Source organism: Candidatus Alkanophaga liquidiphilum (assembly GCF_053996935.1).
This window is the reverse complement of sequence record NZ_JBMXYC010000036.1, coordinates 18,901-35,379: the sequence shown is the minus strand read 5'-3', so window position 1 is coordinate 35,379 and position 16,479 is coordinate 18,901. Positions and strand designations below refer to the sequence as shown.

General features: G+C 52.3%; 21 protein-coding genes, 1 tRNA gene and 2 pseudogenes. 20 read left to right on the top strand and 4 right to left on the bottom strand.

All coding sequences use genetic code 11. The features are described from left to right. Nucleotides 1-647, top strand: a 647-nt coding sequence (locus ACXJJA_RS04900) for an NAD(P)/FAD-dependent oxidoreductase (protein ID WP_456487100.1), incomplete at its 5' end; no start/stop codon positions are given. Nucleotides 648-786: 139 nt separating this feature from the next. Here ACXJJA_RS04900 and ACXJJA_RS04895 read toward each other — a convergent pair. Then, nucleotides 787-1,588: pseudogene (locus tag ACXJJA_RS04895) on the bottom strand (IS5 family transposase). 88 nt (nucleotides 1,589-1,676) lie between these two features. Between ACXJJA_RS04895 and ACXJJA_RS04890 the strand changes: the two are divergent. From ACXJJA_RS04890 to ACXJJA_RS04845, 10 genes and pseudogenes are all read left to right on the top strand, one after another. Next, nucleotides 1,677-2,075 carry a hypothetical protein gene (locus tag ACXJJA_RS04890; protein ID WP_456487099.1) on the top strand — a complete coding sequence of 133 codons (399 nt, stop codon included), beginning with the start codon at nucleotides 1,677-1,679 and terminating at the stop codon, nucleotides 2,073-2,075. 2 nt (nucleotides 2,076-2,077) lie between these two features. Continuing rightward, nucleotides 2,078-2,668 carry a proton-conducting transporter transmembrane domain-containing protein gene (locus ACXJJA_RS04885; protein WP_456487103.1) on the top strand — a complete coding sequence of 197 codons (591 nt, stop codon included), beginning with the start codon at nucleotides 2,078-2,080 and terminating at the stop codon, nucleotides 2,666-2,668. Continuing rightward, nucleotides 2,647-3,516 (top strand): proton-conducting transporter transmembrane domain-containing protein, encoded by an 870-nt coding sequence (locus ACXJJA_RS04880; RefSeq protein ID WP_456487098.1) that lies wholly within the window; start codon nucleotides 2,647-2,649, stop codon nucleotides 3,514-3,516. The genes ACXJJA_RS04885 and ACXJJA_RS04880 overlap by 22 nt, the downstream gene beginning before the upstream one ends. Next, the gene (locus tag ACXJJA_RS04875; protein WP_456487097.1) at nucleotides 3,517-3,936 is read left to right on the top strand and encodes an NADH-quinone oxidoreductase subunit B family protein; all 420 of its coding nucleotides are present in this window, start codon (nucleotides 3,517-3,519) and stop codon (nucleotides 3,934-3,936) included. It begins immediately after the preceding gene. A gap of 20 nt (nucleotides 3,937-3,956) precedes the next feature. After that, nucleotides 3,957-4,844 (top strand): annotated as a pseudogene (locus tag ACXJJA_RS04870) (proton-conducting transporter transmembrane domain-containing protein); the annotation flags it as partial. Between the two features lie 61 nt (nucleotides 4,845-4,905). After that, nucleotides 4,906-5,850 carry a proton-conducting transporter transmembrane domain-containing protein gene (locus ACXJJA_RS04865; protein WP_456487096.1) on the top strand — a complete coding sequence of 315 codons (945 nt, stop codon included), beginning with the start codon at nucleotides 4,906-4,908 and terminating at the stop codon, nucleotides 5,848-5,850. Beyond that, entirely contained in the window at nucleotides 5,838-6,314 is a 477-nt protein-coding gene (locus ACXJJA_RS04860) for an NADH-quinone oxidoreductase subunit C (RefSeq protein WP_456487095.1), read from the top strand. The genes ACXJJA_RS04865 and ACXJJA_RS04860 overlap by 13 nt, the downstream gene beginning before the upstream one ends. A gap of 4 nt (nucleotides 6,315-6,318) precedes the next feature. Next, nucleotides 6,319-7,497 (top strand): hydrogenase large subunit, encoded by a 1,179-nt coding sequence (locus ACXJJA_RS04855; RefSeq protein ID WP_456487094.1) that lies wholly within the window; start codon nucleotides 6,319-6,321, stop codon nucleotides 7,495-7,497. Beyond that, the gene (locus ACXJJA_RS04850; protein WP_456487093.1) at nucleotides 7,494-8,435 is read left to right on the top strand and encodes a complex I subunit 1 family protein; all 942 of its coding nucleotides are present in this window, start codon (nucleotides 7,494-7,496) and stop codon (nucleotides 8,433-8,435) included. The genes ACXJJA_RS04855 and ACXJJA_RS04850 overlap by 4 nt, the downstream gene beginning before the upstream one ends. Then, the gene (locus ACXJJA_RS04845; protein WP_456487092.1) at nucleotides 8,419-9,030 is read left to right on the top strand and encodes a 4Fe-4S binding protein; all 612 of its coding nucleotides are present in this window, start codon (nucleotides 8,419-8,421) and stop codon (nucleotides 9,028-9,030) included. The genes ACXJJA_RS04850 and ACXJJA_RS04845 overlap by 17 nt, the downstream gene beginning before the upstream one ends. 58 nt (nucleotides 9,031-9,088) lie before the next feature. On the opposite strand, the gene ACXJJA_RS04840 is transcribed toward ACXJJA_RS04845, so the two are convergent. Further along, nucleotides 9,089-9,940 (bottom strand): hypothetical protein, encoded by an 852-nt coding sequence (locus tag ACXJJA_RS04840; protein WP_456487104.1) that lies wholly within the window; start codon nucleotides 9,938-9,940, stop codon nucleotides 9,089-9,091. Between ACXJJA_RS04840 and rpl18a the strand changes: the two genes are divergently transcribed. Beyond that, complete coding sequence (rpl18a, locus tag ACXJJA_RS04835; protein ID WP_456487102.1) at nucleotides 9,870-10,031, top strand: 50S ribosomal protein L18Ae; 162 nt, start codon at nucleotides 9,870-9,872, stop codon at nucleotides 10,029-10,031. The genes ACXJJA_RS04840 and rpl18a overlap by 71 nt on opposite strands. Here rpl18a and ACXJJA_RS04830 read toward each other — a convergent pair. Together ACXJJA_RS04830 and ACXJJA_RS04825 are read right to left on the bottom strand one after the other, a co-directional pair. Further along, nucleotides 9,971-10,402 carry a GNAT family N-acetyltransferase gene (locus ACXJJA_RS04830; RefSeq protein WP_456487091.1) on the bottom strand — a complete coding sequence of 144 codons (432 nt, stop codon included), beginning with the start codon at nucleotides 10,400-10,402 and terminating at the stop codon, nucleotides 9,971-9,973. The two genes, rpl18a and ACXJJA_RS04830, sit on opposite strands and share 61 nt — an antisense overlap. After that, nucleotides 10,395-11,753 carry a M20 family metallopeptidase gene (locus ACXJJA_RS04825; RefSeq protein WP_456487090.1) on the bottom strand — a complete coding sequence of 453 codons (1,359 nt, stop codon included), beginning with the start codon at nucleotides 11,751-11,753 and terminating at the stop codon, nucleotides 10,395-10,397. Before ACXJJA_RS04825 ends, ACXJJA_RS04830 begins: the two co-directional genes overlap by 8 nt. Before the next feature lie 36 nt (nucleotides 11,754-11,789). Here ACXJJA_RS04825 and ACXJJA_RS04820 point away from each other — a divergent pair, with 36 nt between their 5' ends. The 8 genes from ACXJJA_RS04820 (at nucleotide 11,790) to thsA (ending at nucleotide 16,464) form a co-directional block, all read left to right on the top strand. Beyond that, nucleotides 11,790-12,158 carry a 50S ribosomal protein L18e gene (locus tag ACXJJA_RS04820; RefSeq protein ID WP_456487089.1) on the top strand — a complete coding sequence of 123 codons (369 nt, stop codon included), beginning with the start codon at nucleotides 11,790-11,792 and terminating at the stop codon, nucleotides 12,156-12,158. A gap of 10 nt (nucleotides 12,159-12,168) precedes the next feature. After that, entirely contained in the window at nucleotides 12,169-12,636 is a 468-nt protein-coding gene (locus ACXJJA_RS04815) for a 50S ribosomal protein L13 (RefSeq protein ID WP_456487088.1), read from the top strand. 31 nt (nucleotides 12,637-12,667) lie between these two features. Further along, a complete protein-coding gene (locus ACXJJA_RS04810) occupies nucleotides 12,668-13,084 on the top strand; it encodes a 30S ribosomal protein S9 (RefSeq protein ID WP_456487087.1) in 417 nt (138 codons plus the stop codon). A gap of 18 nt (nucleotides 13,085-13,102) precedes the next feature. Continuing rightward, on the top strand, nucleotides 13,103-13,291 hold the full coding sequence (locus ACXJJA_RS04805) for a DNA-directed RNA polymerase subunit N (protein ID WP_456487086.1): 189 nt from the start codon (nucleotides 13,103-13,105) through the stop codon (nucleotides 13,289-13,291). Then, a tRNA-Pro gene (locus ACXJJA_RS04800) sits at nucleotides 13,292-13,366 on the top strand. It abuts the gene before it with no gap. 29 nt (nucleotides 13,367-13,395) lie between these two features. Next, entirely contained in the window at nucleotides 13,396-13,593 is a 198-nt protein-coding gene (locus ACXJJA_RS04795) for a DNA-directed RNA polymerase subunit K (protein WP_456487085.1), read from the top strand. 1 nt (nucleotide 13,594) lies between these two features. Next, entirely contained in the window at nucleotides 13,595-14,665 is a 1,071-nt protein-coding gene (gene cofG / locus ACXJJA_RS04790) for a 7,8-didemethyl-8-hydroxy-5-deazariboflavin synthase subunit CofG (RefSeq protein WP_456487084.1), read from the top strand. Nucleotides 14,666-14,814: 149 nt separating this feature from the next. Continuing rightward, entirely contained in the window at nucleotides 14,815-16,464 is a 1,650-nt protein-coding gene (thsA, locus tag ACXJJA_RS04785; RefSeq protein ID WP_456487083.1) for a thermosome subunit alpha, read from the top strand. Nucleotides 16,465-16,479 lie beyond the last annotated feature (15 nt).

Here is a 16,479-nt window from a genome sequence, read left to right as displayed (position 1 = left end):
CGGGTGTCGAACTTGTCGGGGAACTTGTAGATAAATACGGTGGTAAACTGAAGATTACGCTCATCGAAGCGCTTTCTAAGGTTCTCCCCGCGTTCTCAGAGGCTAACCCGAAGGTATGCACGTACATTGAGAGGGTGCTGCGCGAGAAGAGGGTTGACATCATGCTAAATGCGGCTGTTGAGCGAGTGGAAGATGATAAAATCTATTTCAAAGGTGGAGAACCACTGGATTATGATATGCTGTTCTGGACTGCGGGGATAAGACCTGCACCGCTTCTTGAAACGCTGGACGTTCCGAAAGAACGTGGCTGGATTAAAGTTGACGAAAACCTCAGGGTCGAAGGTATGAATGATGTCTTTGCAGGGGGTGACTGTGTGTTCACCATGATTGACGGGCGTTGTTCGGGTAAGAACGCCGAGGAGGCGGAGCGACAGGGGAGGATGATCGCAGAGAATATCGTGCGCTCGGAGAAGGGCAAACCTCTCGCTAAATACAGACCAAAGAATACCCTCGAGCGCCCGAGGGCTTTCATATCTTACGGTGGTGGTAAGGCGATCGCGACATCGGGCAGGTTTATGATAAAAGGACGGATCGCATACATGCTGAAAAAGTACGTTGATCTACGCTTCATGAAGCGATTTGAGTGAGTGTGTACAAAGAGAGGAGACAAATCCTCATGGTCTCTTACAAAACTTTGTCTATTATCTCTCCTGTGAGGTGCTTTGTGGCACAATTATAACATTGAATATTTCAAGTCCGTTTTTGATTAATGCCAATTATGTTTATTCAAACAATGGAATAAACATTAATTCCGTTGAGTAGAATATTTAACATAGCATATTGGAATCTAATTTCATTCACTATGTTATTCCATTTAACAGCACTAACATACTCTCCATATTCTCTTTTAGCTCTTGAAAATACGGTTTCATCCATCTTTCGCCATATTTGTATTTATCTTTCCATCCTTCATATCCAATCTCTTTCTTTTCCCTTACCATCTTAGCTCTCGCTGGAGATCCTCTCGCTTTCGTAGAAGAATTCTTCCTCGTTTTTATTATCGGTTCTTTTCCTCTGCTCATAGGAACCATCTGCTATTGCCCTATCTGGTTTCCTTCCTTTGTTCTTCTCTGCCTTCTCTGCCAATGAAGGCAACATTTTTCCATCCCCTACGCATCTGTTACCTCTATTGATACAACCTCCTTTGTTTTTACATCCACCTCAATATGAACCTTGATCCATCCCCTCCTCACTTTCCATTTATGACGAATCCATTCTCCTCTATTTGCTACCTTTACTCCAGAACTATCTACAGCAATAACAAAATCTTCTTTGTCTCAATGTTTTAGGCAAAGGTATTCCGATTTTTATTGCCCTTCTTATTTGACTGAATGATGGCGCTTTTATCTTTGGGATGTATCTTGATGAGCCTCAAGAAACATTCTATCTGTCTGTCTTATATGAATGCAATCGTGCAATACATGAAAATGGCAAAACTCTCTGGATACTCATATGGCCTTCCTCCCTTCCCTTTATTCATCTTTTCGATTTCCTCATTATATTCCTTCCAATTCCTCTTTTCCGGCATCCTATCCCCTCGGGACGCTGCCAGAAGATATATAGTTTACGGTTTATGCCACAAAGCAGGTTTCGGCGCTGATTTTCTAATTTTCTACATGCTGGTGGCGTATCTGCGGAGGTTGGGCGTTCGCATTGAAGTGGAGACGATGCCCACGGTCACGTCGGTCGTCGTCACCGGTATCTTTCTGGGAGCGACGCTCGCCGTGCTCCTGCCGTTCGTCCGTTTTGAGGTCGCAACGTTCTTCGCAGTGTTCATGCTCGGCATTTATGTTGCGCTTTTGAAAAGAGACGTTATTAAGGTAATTTTAGGGATTCTGCTCTCAGCAAATGCCTTATATCCGGCGTTAGCGTTACTTGAGCTGCCGTTTTCCATTTATTTGGTGTTTGACGTGACCGAGATTCTGGTGACGCTCGTGATGCTCTGGGTGGCGCTTTTGATCAAAGAGCGGTATGGAGCGTTAGACGGCTGGAAAGCGAACCTACTGAGGTGGTGAAAATGGAGGAGGCAGCATACCTACCATTGGTGTTGATCCTGACGCCAGCGGTCGCAGGATGCTTGGCGCCGCTCATCGGCAAGGTCTCCGAAAAGGGCAGGGACGCATTTTCGGTGCTCATGGAAACATTGACGCTCTTGATTGCTGTTTATGCCGCTTACGTCTGTTTCTCGGGCGTGGCGGGCGGTGTTGGCATCTGGGACTTTGCGCTGGACAGACTCAGTGCGCTCATCGCGCTGACAGTAACGATTCTCGGCTTCGCTGCAACGCTTTATTCCATTCATTATATCTCAGAAGAACCTCACCTTAACCGGTATTATGCATGCCTGCACTTCTTCGTCGCCGGGATGCTCGGCATGGTGCTTACGCAGAACGTCGCCTTCATGTATGTCTTCCTTGAGATTATGACGGTCGCTTCTTGCGTGCTCGTCGCCCACCGCACCTACAAGGAGGCGGCGGAGGCTGGCTACAAATATATCGTGCTCTGCACCATTGGTGCGCTTTTCGTGCTACTTGGCGTTGCGCTCACTTATCAGCACTTCGGCACGCTGAGCCTAGTGGCGGTGGAGAAGTGGCGGCTGCTGACGGCGTAGTTCCGATGTTCATCGCTTTGAGCATAATCTTTGGCTTCGGTTTGAAGGCGGGCATAGTGCCGCTGCACGCTTGGTTGCCGGATGCACACGCCGAGGCGCCGTCCTCGATAAGCTGCCTGCTTTCTGGCGCAATGATACACACCGCCGCTTATGCGATGGCGAAGGTTCTTTTCTCGTTATTTGCGGCGGAAGCTTTCGGCATGATCGGATTGTTATTGGTGAGCTTTGGCGTTCTGAGCATGATCGTCGGGACGATGCTAGCGCTCGTGCAGACGGACATGAAGCGGCTCCTCGCTTACTCAAGCGTCGACCAAATGGGTTTCATACTGCTGGGCTTCGGCTTAGGCTCCGTCCTCGGAGCGATAGGTGCGGCTTACCACATCCTCAGCCACTGCCTCGGCAAGGGGTTGTTGTTCCTTTCAGCGGGCGCAGTTATCAAGGCAACCGGCACTCGCAATTTCAGAGAACTCGGCGGGCTCTCCTCGAAGATGCCTGTCACTGCCGTCGTTTCGATGATCGCAGCGCTGTCACTCTCCGGTGTCCCGCCATTTTCAGGCTTTATCTCTGAGTTCTTGATTTGTAAAGCAGCGTTCGAGGCTGGGCATCCGATTCTCGTGCTCATCATGCTCATCGTGAGCGTGACGACGCTCGCATATCTTTTGAGATTCTTGCACGCGACGTTCTTCGGCGAACCTAACGGAAGAAGCGAGACGGCAAAGGAGGCTCCTGCAAGCATGCTTGTCCCGATGGTCATACTGGCGGCGCTTTGCATCCTCTTTGGCATTTTCCCGACGCCGGTGATTGAATTTGTTCGTGTGGCATGTGCCACGCTGTTGGGAGGGGTGTAAATGTTCGAGAAGCTCATAAAGCTCAGCCGGAAAAAGTCGCCGTGGGCATTCCATATGAATACAGGCTCATGTAACAACTGTGACATTGAGATCATCGCCGCTTTGACGCCGAGGTTCGACGTCGAACGCTTTGGCATCCTGCTTGAAGGTTCGGCGAGGCATGCCGACATTTTACTCGTGACAGGCTTCGTTTCCAAGCAGAGCGTAAAGCGTCTGAAAAGGGTTTACGAGCAGACGCCGGAGCCAAAGCTCGTGGTCGCTGTCGGAGCCTGTGCGTGCAGCGGTGGCATCTTTAAAGACAGCTACAACATGGCTGGTCCCGTTGACAAGATAATCCCAGTGGATGTCTATATCGGTGGCTGCCCGCCGAGACCACAAGCGATTATTGATGGAATAGTTGCGGCGTTGGAGAAGCTTTGAGCTAAGTAGGAGGTATAGAAATGGACGTGATAACCGCAGCAATACTCGCAATTGCAATCCCGTTTGTGTTTGCGGCAATAGCTCCCGCCCTAAGCAAGGCGAGTCCGAAGCTTCAGGGCTGGCTCGCCACGGTTGGCATCTTGATCTCGGCGGTGCTCGTCGCTTGGATCACGCCCGCAGTCCTCAGGGCTAAGGGGCCGATAGTTGCGAGCTATGCATGGATACCACAGGCAGGCGTGCATTTCGCTCTTTACCTCGACCCTTTGGGCATTCTTCTCGCCTTGATTGCCTCGGGCTTCGGCTTCCTCGCCTTGCTCTATTCCGTAGACGACATGGAGCACGAGCACGGGCTTGGTCGCTACTATATGTGGATGCTGATGTTCATAGGTTCGATGGTCGGGCTCGTGCTCGCTGGCGACCTTCTCCTACTGTTCGTCTTCTGGGAGATGACCTCGCTGACATCTTATGGGCTCATAGGCTTCTACAAGGATAGACGTGAGGACGTGAGTGCTGCACTTAAAGCCTTTGTGCTGACGCACGTCGGCGGCATCTTTCTGTTATTCGGCATCTTCATCGCGTATTTGAACACTGGAACTTTCCTGTTTTCGGACATTGCGGCGAAAGGCTTTCCTGTTGGCAAAGAATTCTGGGCAGGCGTCGCCATTGCTTCGTTCCTCATTGGCGCAATCGCAAAATCCGTGCAGTTTCCAATGCACAACTGGCTGCCGAGCGCTACCGTTGCACCTTCTGCCGTCACGGCGTTGCTTCATGCGGCGGCGATGGTCAAAGCTGGCGTCTATCTCGTTGCAAGAATGTATACGTTGTTTCCAGAGTTCATGGCAGCATCATGGCATCTCGTGGTCGTGCTTATAGGCGCTGTGACGATGGTAGTAGGCGTGATGAACGCCCTCGTGCAAACCGGACCTGAAGCGGCTTTTGGCATACCACACGATAAGCCAGATTGGCTACATGATAACGGCGCTCGGCTTGGGCACGACGCTCGGCATCGCCGCCGGGCTTTTCCACTGTCTAAATCACGCAGTCTTCAAGGGCTGTCTATTTTTGTGCGCCGGCGCTCTAATTTACGCAACAGGCTCCAGAAGCCTCGACGACTACGGTGGGCTTGCAAAGAACATGCCGGTGACCGCATTCGCCCTCATCGTGGCAGCAGCTTCCATTTCGGGCATTCCGCCGTTTAACGGCTTCGTGAGCAAGTGGTTGATCTACAGCGCGGCGATAGATGCTGGTTACGCATGGGCGGCGGTCGTCGCAATGTTCGTGAGCGCAATGACGCTCGCTTCTTTCGTGAAGGTCGTCCATTCAACGCTCTTCGGACCACAGCCAAAGCGGCTTAAAGACGTGAAGGAAGTGCCGCTGACCATGCAGGCTACGCTCATAGTTTTGGCACTGGCGTGCATAATTTTCGGAATTGTGCCGAAGCTCCCGCTAATGATAATAGGGTCTGCAGCAGCAGCTCTAGTCCCTGGAGGTATAACGGCTACGTATTTCGGCGTTATCACCGAAATCGGGATTTGGGTGCCAACGGTGGCAACGCTCCTCATAATGGTGGGCATGGTCGTGGGCGTGCTGCTGTATTACGCCGGCATGAGAGCTGCGCCGGAGAAGCCATCCGCCGAGAAGAAGCTTCCTTTCATCGGCGGTGAGGACATAGACCCAGACGAGATGATTTTCTCGTCACACCACATGTTCACCGCCGTTAAGTCTTCGCTGAAGCCGTTCTACGGATTTGCGGGGCGTGGCGGCATGGACTTTGTGGACTACGGCTTTGCGGGCGTCATAGAAAGAACATGCGATGCCTTTAGAAAGACACACACCGGCACTTTGCGCATGTATGTGCTCTGGTGTTTGATAACGCTTGTAGTGTTAGCGTCGGTGCTGTTATGGTGGTCGTGATGGCGGAAGACGTTGTTAAAAGGACTGCGGAGGAGATAAAGGAGCGGCTGAAGGGACATTTCATAGAATACGAGCTGAAGCCGTTTGCTAAGGGGAAATGTGTCTTCATGAGGATAAGAAAGGAAGGGATAAGGGAGGCAGCTGAGATACTATCTAACGAGTTTAGTGCGAAATTGAATACGGTTTCGGCGGTGGAGCATGCCTCCTTTTTCGAGATAATCTATCATTTTTCGCTGTGTGAGCGTGGCGTTCTCGTGAATCTGCGGGTAGAGATAGCAAAGGATGAAAGTATGGACTCGATAACGCCGCTAATTCCGGGGGCGAGCTTCATAGAGCGGGAGATTCATGACCTCTTTGGCGTGCGTTTCGAAGGGCACCCAGACCCCAGGAGGCTCATACTGCCGGATGATTGGCCTGAGGGGGTATGTCCGCTGAGGAAGAGCTATAAGTTAGAAAGGAGGTGAGAGCGTGCCGAGATTTGCGACAGTTCCGATCGGACCTTATCACCCGGCATTAAAAGAGCAGGAGCTTTTCAAGTTAAAAGTGGACGGCGAAACCGTTGTGGATGTGGACATAAGGATAGGATATAACCATAGGGGCATCGAAAAGCTCTCAGAAAGCATGACTTATCATCAGATAACGTTTCTCGTGGAGAGGATTTGTGGGATTTGCTCTAACATTCATCCTTTGTGTTACGTGCAAGCAGCAGAAGCTATCGCGGGCATCGAGCCGCCCGAACGTGCTTTATACATAAGGACGGTCATCGAAGAGCTGGAGCGAATACACAGCCACCTCCTCTGGCTGGGCATTGGCGCTCATATTATCGGCTTCGACACGCTTTTCATGTGGGTCTGGAAAATCAGAGAGCCCGTTCTCGATATCTTTGAGATGGTTTGCGGAAACAGGCAGACGTATGCAATGATGAAAATCGGTGGCGTTCGCAGGGACATAAAGGAGGAGCACAGGCCAATGATTTTGAAAATTATGGATGAGACGGAACGTGCTGTGAAGAACATAATAGACATGGTGCTGGAAGACCCTGTGGCGAGGGCGCGGCTCGAAGATGTAGGCGTGCTCACAAAAGAAGATGCTCGTAGGTATTGCACTGTAGGTCCAACGGCAAGAGGCTCTGGATTGAAGATTGACGTGAGGAAAGACCATCCACATGCCGCATACGACCTCGTAGATTTCAAAGTTCCGGTGATGACCGAGGGCGATGTGTTCGCAAAGACCGTCGTGCGGCTCGAGGAGGTTTTAGAGGCAGTAAGCATAGTCAAGCAGGCGTTAGATGTGATGCCGCATGGAGAAATTGCGACGGAGTTCAAAGAGATGCCGCCGGGTGAGGGCGTCGGGATGGCGGAGGCGCCCCGTGGCGAGGACATACATTACGTGAAGTCGAACGGCACGAACATGCCAAAACGCCACAAGATAAGGGCGCCGTCATACGTGAATATCCCATCGCTGAAGCCGCAGCTCATCGGCTATGAGGTCGCCGACGCCCCGATAATAATAGCGGCGATCGACCCGTGTTTCAGCTGCACCGACCGCATCACCATCGTCGACCCGAGCGGCGGGAAGCCGAAAACGCTAAGCTGGGACGCTCTCGTTTACCTCTCTCGGAAAAAATCAAGGAGGTGCGTGCGTTGAACGCTGGAGTAGTGTTACTGAATCTTTTAGTATATCCGGGCTTCATATTCGCCGCAGTCGTAGGTTTGTTGTTCCTCTGGCTGGTGAGGAAGCTGTTGGCGAGGTTCCAGTGGCGGGTCGGTCCGCCAATATATCAAACGTTTGCGGATGTCATCAAGTTGCTGTCTAAGGAGAGTGTAGTCCCAGAGAATGCAAATAGATTCATGTTTGTTACGGCGCCGGTGCTGGCGCTAGCAGCGGTCACGCTCGCAATGCTGCTGATTCCCGTCGGCGCAAAGAATCCGGCTCTCGGCTTCCTTGGCGACGTTATAGTTTTAATTTACTTACTGACGATTCCAAGCGTTGCGATCATAATCGGCGGGTCGTCGTCGGCAAACCCGTTCGGGGCGATCGGCGCATCGAGGGAAATAAGCTTAACGATTGCATACGAGCTTGGTTTGGTGCTTTCCGTCCTGACGTTGTGCGTTGATGTCAACTCCCTGCTCATGGAGAGCGTCACGGGCTTCAACTTCCTGAGGTATCCGCTTGCCGCCGTCGCCCTTTTCATCTGCGTCGTTGCAAAGCTTGGGATTACGCCCTTCGACATTCCAGAAGCGAAGACTGAAATCATGGCAGGTCCTTACACCGAGTATTCAGGAAGGCTTCTTGGGATTTTCAAGCTGACGCATGCGATGCTGCTGTTTGCGCTGAGTAGTCTTTTTGTCTCGCTGTTCTTCGCAGGACCGTTCACCGGGAACTACGTGGTAGACGTGCTCGTGCATCTCGTGAAATGCGTGCTCGTGGTCGTCGTCATCGCCGTGGTTGCGGCTGCGAACCCGAGGCTGCGAATCGACCAAGCCTTGAGGTTCTTCTGGGGATTTGTGTTCGTGCTGGCGCTTATTGATTTTATGAGGGCGTTAATTCCGGTGCTGGGGTGGTGGCATGAAGCTGCCTTATAAAATACGGGAGTTTGCTGAAGCCGTAAGGTCGAGTTTGAGTAGCCCTTACACCGTTCGTTATCCCTTTGAGCCGTCGCCGGCGCCTGAGGGCTTTAGGGGCAAGCCGCAGTTCGACGAGGCGAAGTGCATGGGCTGCGGCGCCTGCGTCGAAGGCTGCCCGACGGGCGCTCTCACTCTGACAGATGAGGGTAACGTCAGAATCATAGAGCTTTTCTACGGACGCTGCATCATGTGCGGGCAATGTGTTGAAAGATGTCCGGTCGAAGCGATAAAGCTGACGACAGAATACAGCATTGTTTATACTGCAAAGGAAGAAGCGCTGACGTCAATCCGGCGGACGCTGGTGTGTTGTGAGATTTGTGGCACGCCGATAACCACGTTGGAACACCTAAAATGGATAACAGAGAAACTTGGGGAATTAGCGTTGAGCAACTCGACGCTCGTGGCGGTTATGCAGGATTTAGCCTTGGGTAAGACGCCGACGAGGGCGCCGAAGGCGAAGGAAATCGACAGGAGCGACATCATCCGCGTGCTCTGCCATAAGTGCCGGCGGAGAGCCATGGCTGTGGACCACGGCTGGAGAGCCAAATATTAGTTGCTAACGCTGCTACACGACTTAGTTGTGATAAAAGCCTTCCCTCCCTATTTTTAATTTATATGCTTCCCAAATTCGCCTCTCCCTTCCACAACTCGATTTGTTCACAACTCAGAGCGAGGAGCCTCAGCTCAAACCTAAAGCTTTGCTCGTCGTATTCAAAAACGCCGTCCGCAACGATTTTCTCCCCTTCGTCCAGCGTTTCGGTCACGCTGGCGTTTGCCATGACTCTCAGCTCGGCTCCACCGCCTTCCAAGTAGAACACATTCGTGTAGAGCCTTGAGACTGTGCCGACAACACGCACTCGCTCGCCGACGTATTTCTGCGGCAACGCCGCCAGCTGCGGCACGAATACAACTTCGCTCGAATTCAGCAGTTCTACGCGGTCTGCGGACGTTAAAATTTCGTGTTCGCCCTCGTAGAGCCTGACGACGCCTACGACGCTCACCTCAGAGCCGTAGCCTATATCAAGCCCCTCGCCGCCCCTCACGAAGACATCAACGGAAGAGCCGTTGCGCCGCAGCGTCAGCACGCAAGAACCCCCGCTCACGATACGGACATCGGAAACAACTCCCTCAACATCCACGTATTTACCCTCATAATTCGGTATTTCCTCTATTCCTACTTTCACGGGGGCGACGAGCGTCGAAATCCAGTAAAGAAAAATTATTCCTACAACGGAAAATGCGACGACAAGCTTACTGATTGCGGAGGGGTTCATACTGAAATCTCTTTCCGAAAACTTCTTAAAATGTCTCGTCTCATGAATTTCGATGCCGCGGTATTTAGTAGAGGGAGAGTTCCGGGCAAGCAAGAAATGGCAGAAGTTCCGTAAGGAGGTGGAAAGCCTTAGTGAGAAGCTTGCTATCGAGAAAGTCCTTTCGATAATGGGGAGCAAGCACCGCCTCAAGCGAAATATGATACGAATAAAAAGCGTCGTTCAGCAAGGGAGCGACGGCGAGGCAACAAGCTCCATGAGTATGGCATCCTCGTCTTCGTAGTATCCCGGCGCCCTCCCGACACGCCTGAACCCCAATTTTTCGTAGAACCTCTGCGCACCTATGTTGCTCTCTCGCACTTCCACGAACGCCCTTCCTCCCGAGGATCTCAGCACCGCCCTCACAAGGCTCGTGCCTATGCCACGGCGGCGATGCTCCCTCGCTACTGCTATCGAAATTATGTGCCCATCGTCGTCGAAAAGGACATAGCCCCGAACCTCGCCGCTCTCGTCGTCTTCGTAAACTAAAAAGTTGTCGGGGATTGTTTTTGCATAATATAGAAACGTGTATCTGCTGTAAGCCGATTTTGGGAATGCGTCCCGCTCTATTTCAAGGATTCTCGGCAAGTCTTCCCTTCGAAACCTCCTAATCATCTCGGTCTAAGTTGAACAGCGAAAGCATCAAAAATTTTGTGTAGTTCAGCAAGTCCTCGAGGCGGACATTTTCGTTGGGAGCGTGCGCATTGCTCTCGACGGAGCGTCCGACGCCGAACGCACATGCCTTCTGCCCCGTCTTCTGAACGGCGTAAGCGACATCTAAACTCCCTTGCACTCCGATGACATCCATTTCTCTGCGGAAAGCCGCTGAAGCGTTCCGCCGCACCTCTCTCACGAAGCTCTCGCTTGGTTCTGTGAACATCGGCGGATAAAGGGGCTTAAACCGCCATCTCGCCCTTATCCCGTGCTTCTCAGTCGCCTTTTTGAAACACTCCTCAAGCTCCCGTAAAACTTCCTCAAGCCGCTCCTCCGGGAGATATCTGCGGTCGCCCCGCAGCTCGCAACGCTCAGGGACCACGTTCTCCTTAATACCCGCATTTATCATCGTGACGTTGAACACCGCCCGCATGCGTTCGACGCCCGCAAGCTCCCTCAAAAACTGGCTACAAGGAATTTTCGAGGTTCGCCGCTCAACGACTCCCTTCAGCCGCAACAGCTCGTTCAGTAGCAAGTTCGCCTTCTCTATGGCGTTTTCCCCTATAAAAGAGAATGAACTATGGCAGGACCTGCCAAAAACCCTCGCTTCCCAGACAATAACGCCGTTCGTCGCCACGCAGACGCCATCGTTGTCCCCATCCATGCATAAAAAGTATTTCCCGGTGAGGAACCCTGCATCCGCAAGATAGCAAAGCCCCGAATACGGGCCCACCTCCTCATCAGTAGTCAAAGCTACCTCCAAATCGTATTTCTGCTCAAGTTCTAACTCCTCAGTAATGCTTAGTGCCGTTAAAAGGCATGCCACCGCACCCTTAGAATCAGCGACGCCACGCCCGTAAATCTTATCATCACGCACCGTCGCCTCGAAAGGGTCAGTGCGCCAGCCGCCGCCCGCAGGCACGACGTCCAAATGCGTATAAATAGTAAGGCGCTCTCTCGCTTTCGTGCCGCCCGTGACGTCACGCCGAGCCAGCAGGTTCACCCGCTCGCCCCGCAGGCACTCCTGCTTCTGCCTCACCTCGTAAACGTCCTGCGGCATTTTAATCTTCTCGCATTTAAAACCAAGAGCCCCCAATCCCGAAATAAGAAAATCCACAATCTCCTCATAATTCTCGCCCGGCGGCACGTCCGTCCGAATCGCTACGAGCTCTTTCAGCAAATTTAGCAACTCGTCCTCCCTCTTTTTTATTTCCTCATCTATTTGCATCGGCATGTAGCTACTTTGATGCCCAATTATCTTGTAGTTAGCGCTTGCAGCAGGGAGTTTCAATTCTCTCAACGTCACGAACACAATATTTATATATCTGCATCGCTTCAGGGAAAAGTGATGCGGAGAAGGCGGCGAGTCTTAAGTAAGAACGTCAGGACGGTGCGGTTGATAGAGGAGCTGAAGAAGAAGGCGAAGGAGGAAGGCGTGGCGCTCTGGAAGGACGTTGCGGAGCGTCTTGAAAAGCCACGCCGCAGATATGCGGAGGTGAACCTCAGTAAGATAAACAGATATTCCAAGGACGACGAAATAATTTTAGTGCCCGGCAAGGTGCTGGGCAGCGGCAAGCTTGAGCGTAAGGTCGCAGTCGCCGCTCTCAGCTTCAGCAAAAGCGCTTATGAGAGCATAAACGCCGTCGGAAGGTGCATGAGCATAGAAGAACTCATGAAAGAGAATCCTGAGGGTTCAAACGTGCGGATAATAGCATAGGGGTGCTGAGATGGCAGATGCGGGCGAGGAGAAGGTAATAGATGCCGACGGGCACATCTTGGGTAGGTTGGCGAGTGTCGTTGCGAAGCGTCTGCTAAACGGCGAGTGGATTACGATAGTGAATGCTGAAAAGGCGGTGATTAGCGGCTCTCGCAAGATGGTGCTTGCCACTTATAAAAAAAAGTGGGACCGAGGGTCAAAAGAAAAGGGACCATATTTCCCAAGGATGCCGGATAGGATTTTAAGAAGAACAATAAGGGGTATGCTTCCTTATAAACAAGCAAAGGGTAAGAAAGCGTTTTCAAGGCTCCGTGTTTATATAGGTGTGCCTGAGGAATATGTTGATAGACCCAAAGAAAGGATTGAGGAGGCGGATATGGCAGGGCGGCTTATGCACTTGAAGTTTGTAAGGTTGGGAGAAGTTGCGGAGCATTTGGGATGGATGCCAAAGGAAGGAGCGTCCGAGCCGAGGGAGTAATGGCACTAACTAAGCCGAAGGGGTGAGTGTGATGCCTCAGCGGATTGTAAACGCCGTAGGGAAGAAGAAGACTGCGGTTGCAAGGGCGACGATAAAAGAGGGGCGAGGGGTAATAAGAATAAATAAAATGGCGCTCGACGCCATACAGCCGGAGGTGGTAAAGGAGAAGATTTTGGAGCCTATAATGATAGCGTCTGAGATTCTGGACGGAGATATGCCCAAGATTGATATAGAGGTGCGGGTGGAAGGTGGTGGCTTCATGGGGCGTGCCGAGGCGATAAGGACGGCAATCGCACGGGGGCTTGTGGAGTGGACTGGGAGTGAGACGCTTCGAGAGGCGTTCTTGCGATACGACAGAAACTTACTGATAAGCGACCCCCGAAGGAAGGAGCCAAAGAAATACGGCGGGCGTGGTGCGAGGGCGAGGCGACAGAAATCTTACAGGTGAGAACTTACAGGTGAGATTATGATTCCGGTGCGGTGTTTCACGTGCGGCAAGGTCATTGCGGACGTCTGGGAAGAGTATAAGGCACGGACTGAACAAGGAGAAGACCCGAAAACAGTGCTTGACGAGCTTGGCGTTCGTAGATATTGCTGTAGGAGGATGTTGCTGACGCATGCAGAGTTAATAAATGAGATTGTTCCATATTTGTGAGGGGTCGTGGGGTAGCCTGGACCATCCTTCGGCGTTCGGGACGCCGGGACCTGAGTTCGAATCTCAGCGACCCCATCATTTACTCCTTTTGCGAGGTTTGCCGCTTGACTGGCGAGGAAAGTTATTTCAAAGGGAAATACACGAAGTATGAGAAGGCGAGGATAATCGGAGCGAGGGCGCTGCAAATCGCGATGGGGGCGCCCGTGCTCATCGAGACCAACGAAACCGACCCTATCGAAAATGCGATTATGGAATTCAACCTGGGAGTGATACCAATCACTGTGCGGCGGCGGAAGCATTGACATGCCGACTGGAAGCAGCAGATACAACAGCAATTATGTATCCAAAAAATGTGCAACCGACTGCGTAGCCAACAAGTGCGTAACGTTCTCAAAAAACGTTTTTATACCGGTAACTAACGTCTGCCGGAACGACTGCGCCTACTGCGGCTTCAAGGCGAGATGTCCCGAGGATGCTTACCTGCTCAGCGAAGCCGATGTTTTAAGACTTCTACAGACGGCACGGCGTAAAGGCGCCGTCGAAGCGCTCTTCACGCTCGGCGAGAAGCCCGAGGACTCAAAGTTTCCTCCTTACAAAAGCTGGCTGAAAGAGCTCGGCTACGACTCGACGCTTGAGTATTTGCGGGCGCTTTGCGAGCTTGCCATCCATGAAAGCATGCTGCCACACACGAACGCCGGCATTCTCAGCTATGAAGAGCTGCGTTTTCTGAGGGACGTAAATGCGTCGATGGGCTTGATGCTTGAGACCATCGCCTGTGTGCGTGCGCACGAGAGGTCGCCGGGGAAGAAACCAGAACTGCGGCTTAAGACTATTGCAGACGCTGGGAAGCTCAGAATACCGTTCACGACGGGAATCCTCGTCGGCATCGGCGAGACGTTTTCGGACATCGTCGCCTCGCTTGAAGCTATAAAACGGCTTCATGAGAAATACGGGCACATTCAGGAAGTGATAATACAGCCGTTCCGCCCGAAACCGAATACGCCAATGCGCAACGAATCGCCGCCAAGCGTCGAGCTGCTGAAGCGAGCGGTAAGTGTCGCCCGCCGAATATTACCGGCTGAGGTTGCCATTCAAATACCGCCGAACCTCGTCCCGCCAAGGCGGCTGCGTGAGTTTCTGGAGCTGGGAGCGTCGGACCTCGGCGGAATCTCCGAAGTTACCTTGGACTTTATCAACCCCGAAGCGGTATGGCCGAGCGAGAAGGAGCTTGCGACGGCGGTGAAGCCGTTCTTGCTCAGGGAGCGTCTGCCGCTATATCCGAGATTTGTGCAACGAGGCTGGTATAGCGAGACACTTTCGGCGCTCGTGAAACGACATTCCGACGCTGCGGGATTCAGGCGGAGAGATGCATAGTAGGCGCTTTACGGCTCTCGGCGTTCAGGACGTGCTGAGCATTAGCGTCCGACGCCAGTTCAATGGCGAGTTATTTGACTGATAGGCTATTGAAGTGTAAAGAGAAGCCAATGCTCTTTAAATCTTAAAGCTAATTTATAAAAAGAGACATGGCAAAAATCGAGCTGCCGCCGGGGGAGGTGCCGCCGGAGGAGGTGCAGGAGGCGAACGTTCTGGTATGTGCGGCATTTTCGGAGATGTTCAAGCCGATGCTCGGACCATTAGGCTCGAAAAAGCTCATAATGAAGGGCGCCTTAGAGGGCAAGGCGCCAGACCTTGTTGCGAATAACGCTTATGCCATTATAAGGGAGCTGAAATATGGGCATCCGACTGCAGATTTGATAATAGAGGCAGGATTGTCACAGGGGCAAGACGCCGGCGACGGCGTCGCTACGGTCCTCATTTTAATCGGCGAGCTTGTCAAGCGTGGCTACGAGCTTAAACTCAGCGGCGTCCACCAGAACACGATAGTCAGTGGCTACGAGAAGGCGCTCAAAGAGACTTTTAAGATTTTGGATGGGATGGCAAGGACTGTGGACGTCAACAGCGATGGCATCCTGGAGAACGTAGCACTTTCTGCGTTGAAAAAGAGCGACTATTGGGACGAACGTAAGCTCGCTGAGATAATAGTGCGAAGCGTTCGTAGGATTGAGGACGTGCGTCCGATAGACGTGGACGACGTGACGCTCGTCTCGCAGACCGGCGCCGCCGTCTACGACACGAAGTTCTTCGACGGCGTAGTTGTGGACCGCGAAGTTCTTGGAGACTTGCCGAAACGCATAGAGGGCGCAAAAATAGCGCTGCTTGACTACCCTATCGAACACAAGGAGCTGAAGTCGAAGGTGCGGCGTGCAGGACGCCAGCAGGACGTTTACGTGAAGATAACGGCGCCATCACAGCTCTCAACCTTCATGAGGCAACGAAGAGCGCTCTTCGAAGAGATTGTCGAGCGTGTTGTTGAGAGCGGCGCCAATGTTCTGTGCTGCCAGCAGGGCGTTGACGACGAGGCTTTGGACCTTTTCAGGGACGCAGGGGTCATGGCATTGAAGCGAGTGAAGAATACAGACCTCAAGCGGCTGAAGCGGGCAACCGGCGCAGACATCGTGAAGAACGTCGAAGACTTGACGCCTGAGAAGCTCGGATACGCAGAGCTCGTCCATGAGGTCGAGGTGGGCAATGAGAAATACGTATTTTTCGAGGGGTGCCCCTATCCGAAGGCTTCTGCGATTATTCTGCGAGGGGCGTCCAACAGAGTTTTAGAGGGCGTGGTGAGCCAGGTCAAAAGTGCGCTGCACTGCGTCGCCGCTACCATCGAGGACGGCAAAGTCTTGCCGGGGGGCGGCGCCGCTGAGATTGAGGTGACAAAACACCTTCGGAAGTTTGCAAACTCGCTTCCGGGCAAGGAGCAACTCGCCGTCAACGCATTTGCGGACGCTCTCGAGACGATACCGTTGACGCTTGCAAAGAACTGCGGCTTAGACCCCATGGACACGCTCGTCGCGCTAAGGGCGGAGCATACCGACAGGAACAGAAATGCGGGCATTTCCGCAAAGGAGAAGAAGATAAAGGACGCTTTCGAGACTGGAATTTTTGAGCCTTTGAGGATAAAAAAGAAGGCAATCATGTGCGCGACGTCCGCCGCCATCCAGATACTCAAAATCGAAGACCTCCACATTGCAAAACGCAAAGAGGAAAGGAAACTCGACATCGAAAAGGAAGCGCCAGAGTTTAGGTTTAAGGGCGGGAGGATTAAATATTAGTCCCTTACCTTAGAC

Coding starts and splice junctions, on each gene's coding strand:
- ACXJJA_RS04890 (WP_456487099.1), top strand. CDS start 1,677: ATGCTGGTGGCGTATCTGCGGAGGTTGGGCGTTCGCATTGAAGTGGAG.
- ACXJJA_RS04885 (WP_456487103.1), top strand. CDS start 2,078: ATGGAGGAGGCAGCATACCTACCATTGGTGTTGATCCTGACGCCAGCG.
- ACXJJA_RS04875 (WP_456487097.1), top strand. CDS start 3,517: ATGTTCGAGAAGCTCATAAAGCTCAGCCGGAAAAAGTCGCCGTGGGCA.
- ACXJJA_RS04865 (WP_456487096.1), top strand. CDS start 4,906: ATGATAACGGCGCTCGGCTTGGGCACGACGCTCGGCATCGCCGCCGGG.
- ACXJJA_RS04860 (WP_456487095.1), top strand. CDS start 5,838: ATGGTGGTCGTGATGGCGGAAGACGTTGTTAAAAGGACTGCGGAGGAG.
- ACXJJA_RS04845 (WP_456487092.1), top strand. CDS start 8,419: ATGAAGCTGCCTTATAAAATACGGGAGTTTGCTGAAGCCGTAAGGTCG.
- ACXJJA_RS04830 (WP_456487091.1), bottom strand. CDS start 10,402: ATGATTAGGAGGTTTCGAAGGGAAGACTTGCCGAGAATCCTTGAAATA.
- ACXJJA_RS04820 (WP_456487089.1), top strand. CDS start 11,790: ATGCGGAGAAGGCGGCGAGTCTTAAGTAAGAACGTCAGGACGGTGCGG.
- ACXJJA_RS04815 (WP_456487088.1), top strand. CDS start 12,169: ATGGCAGATGCGGGCGAGGAGAAGGTAATAGATGCCGACGGGCACATC.
- ACXJJA_RS04810 (WP_456487087.1), top strand. CDS start 12,668: ATGCCTCAGCGGATTGTAAACGCCGTAGGGAAGAAGAAGACTGCGGTT.
- ACXJJA_RS04805 (WP_456487086.1), top strand. CDS start 13,103: ATGATTCCGGTGCGGTGTTTCACGTGCGGCAAGGTCATTGCGGACGTC.
- cofG (WP_456487084.1), top strand. CDS start 13,595: ATGCCGACTGGAAGCAGCAGATACAACAGCAATTATGTATCCAAAAAA.
- thsA (WP_456487083.1), top strand. CDS start 14,815: ATGGCAAAAATCGAGCTGCCGCCGGGGGAGGTGCCGCCGGAGGAGGTG.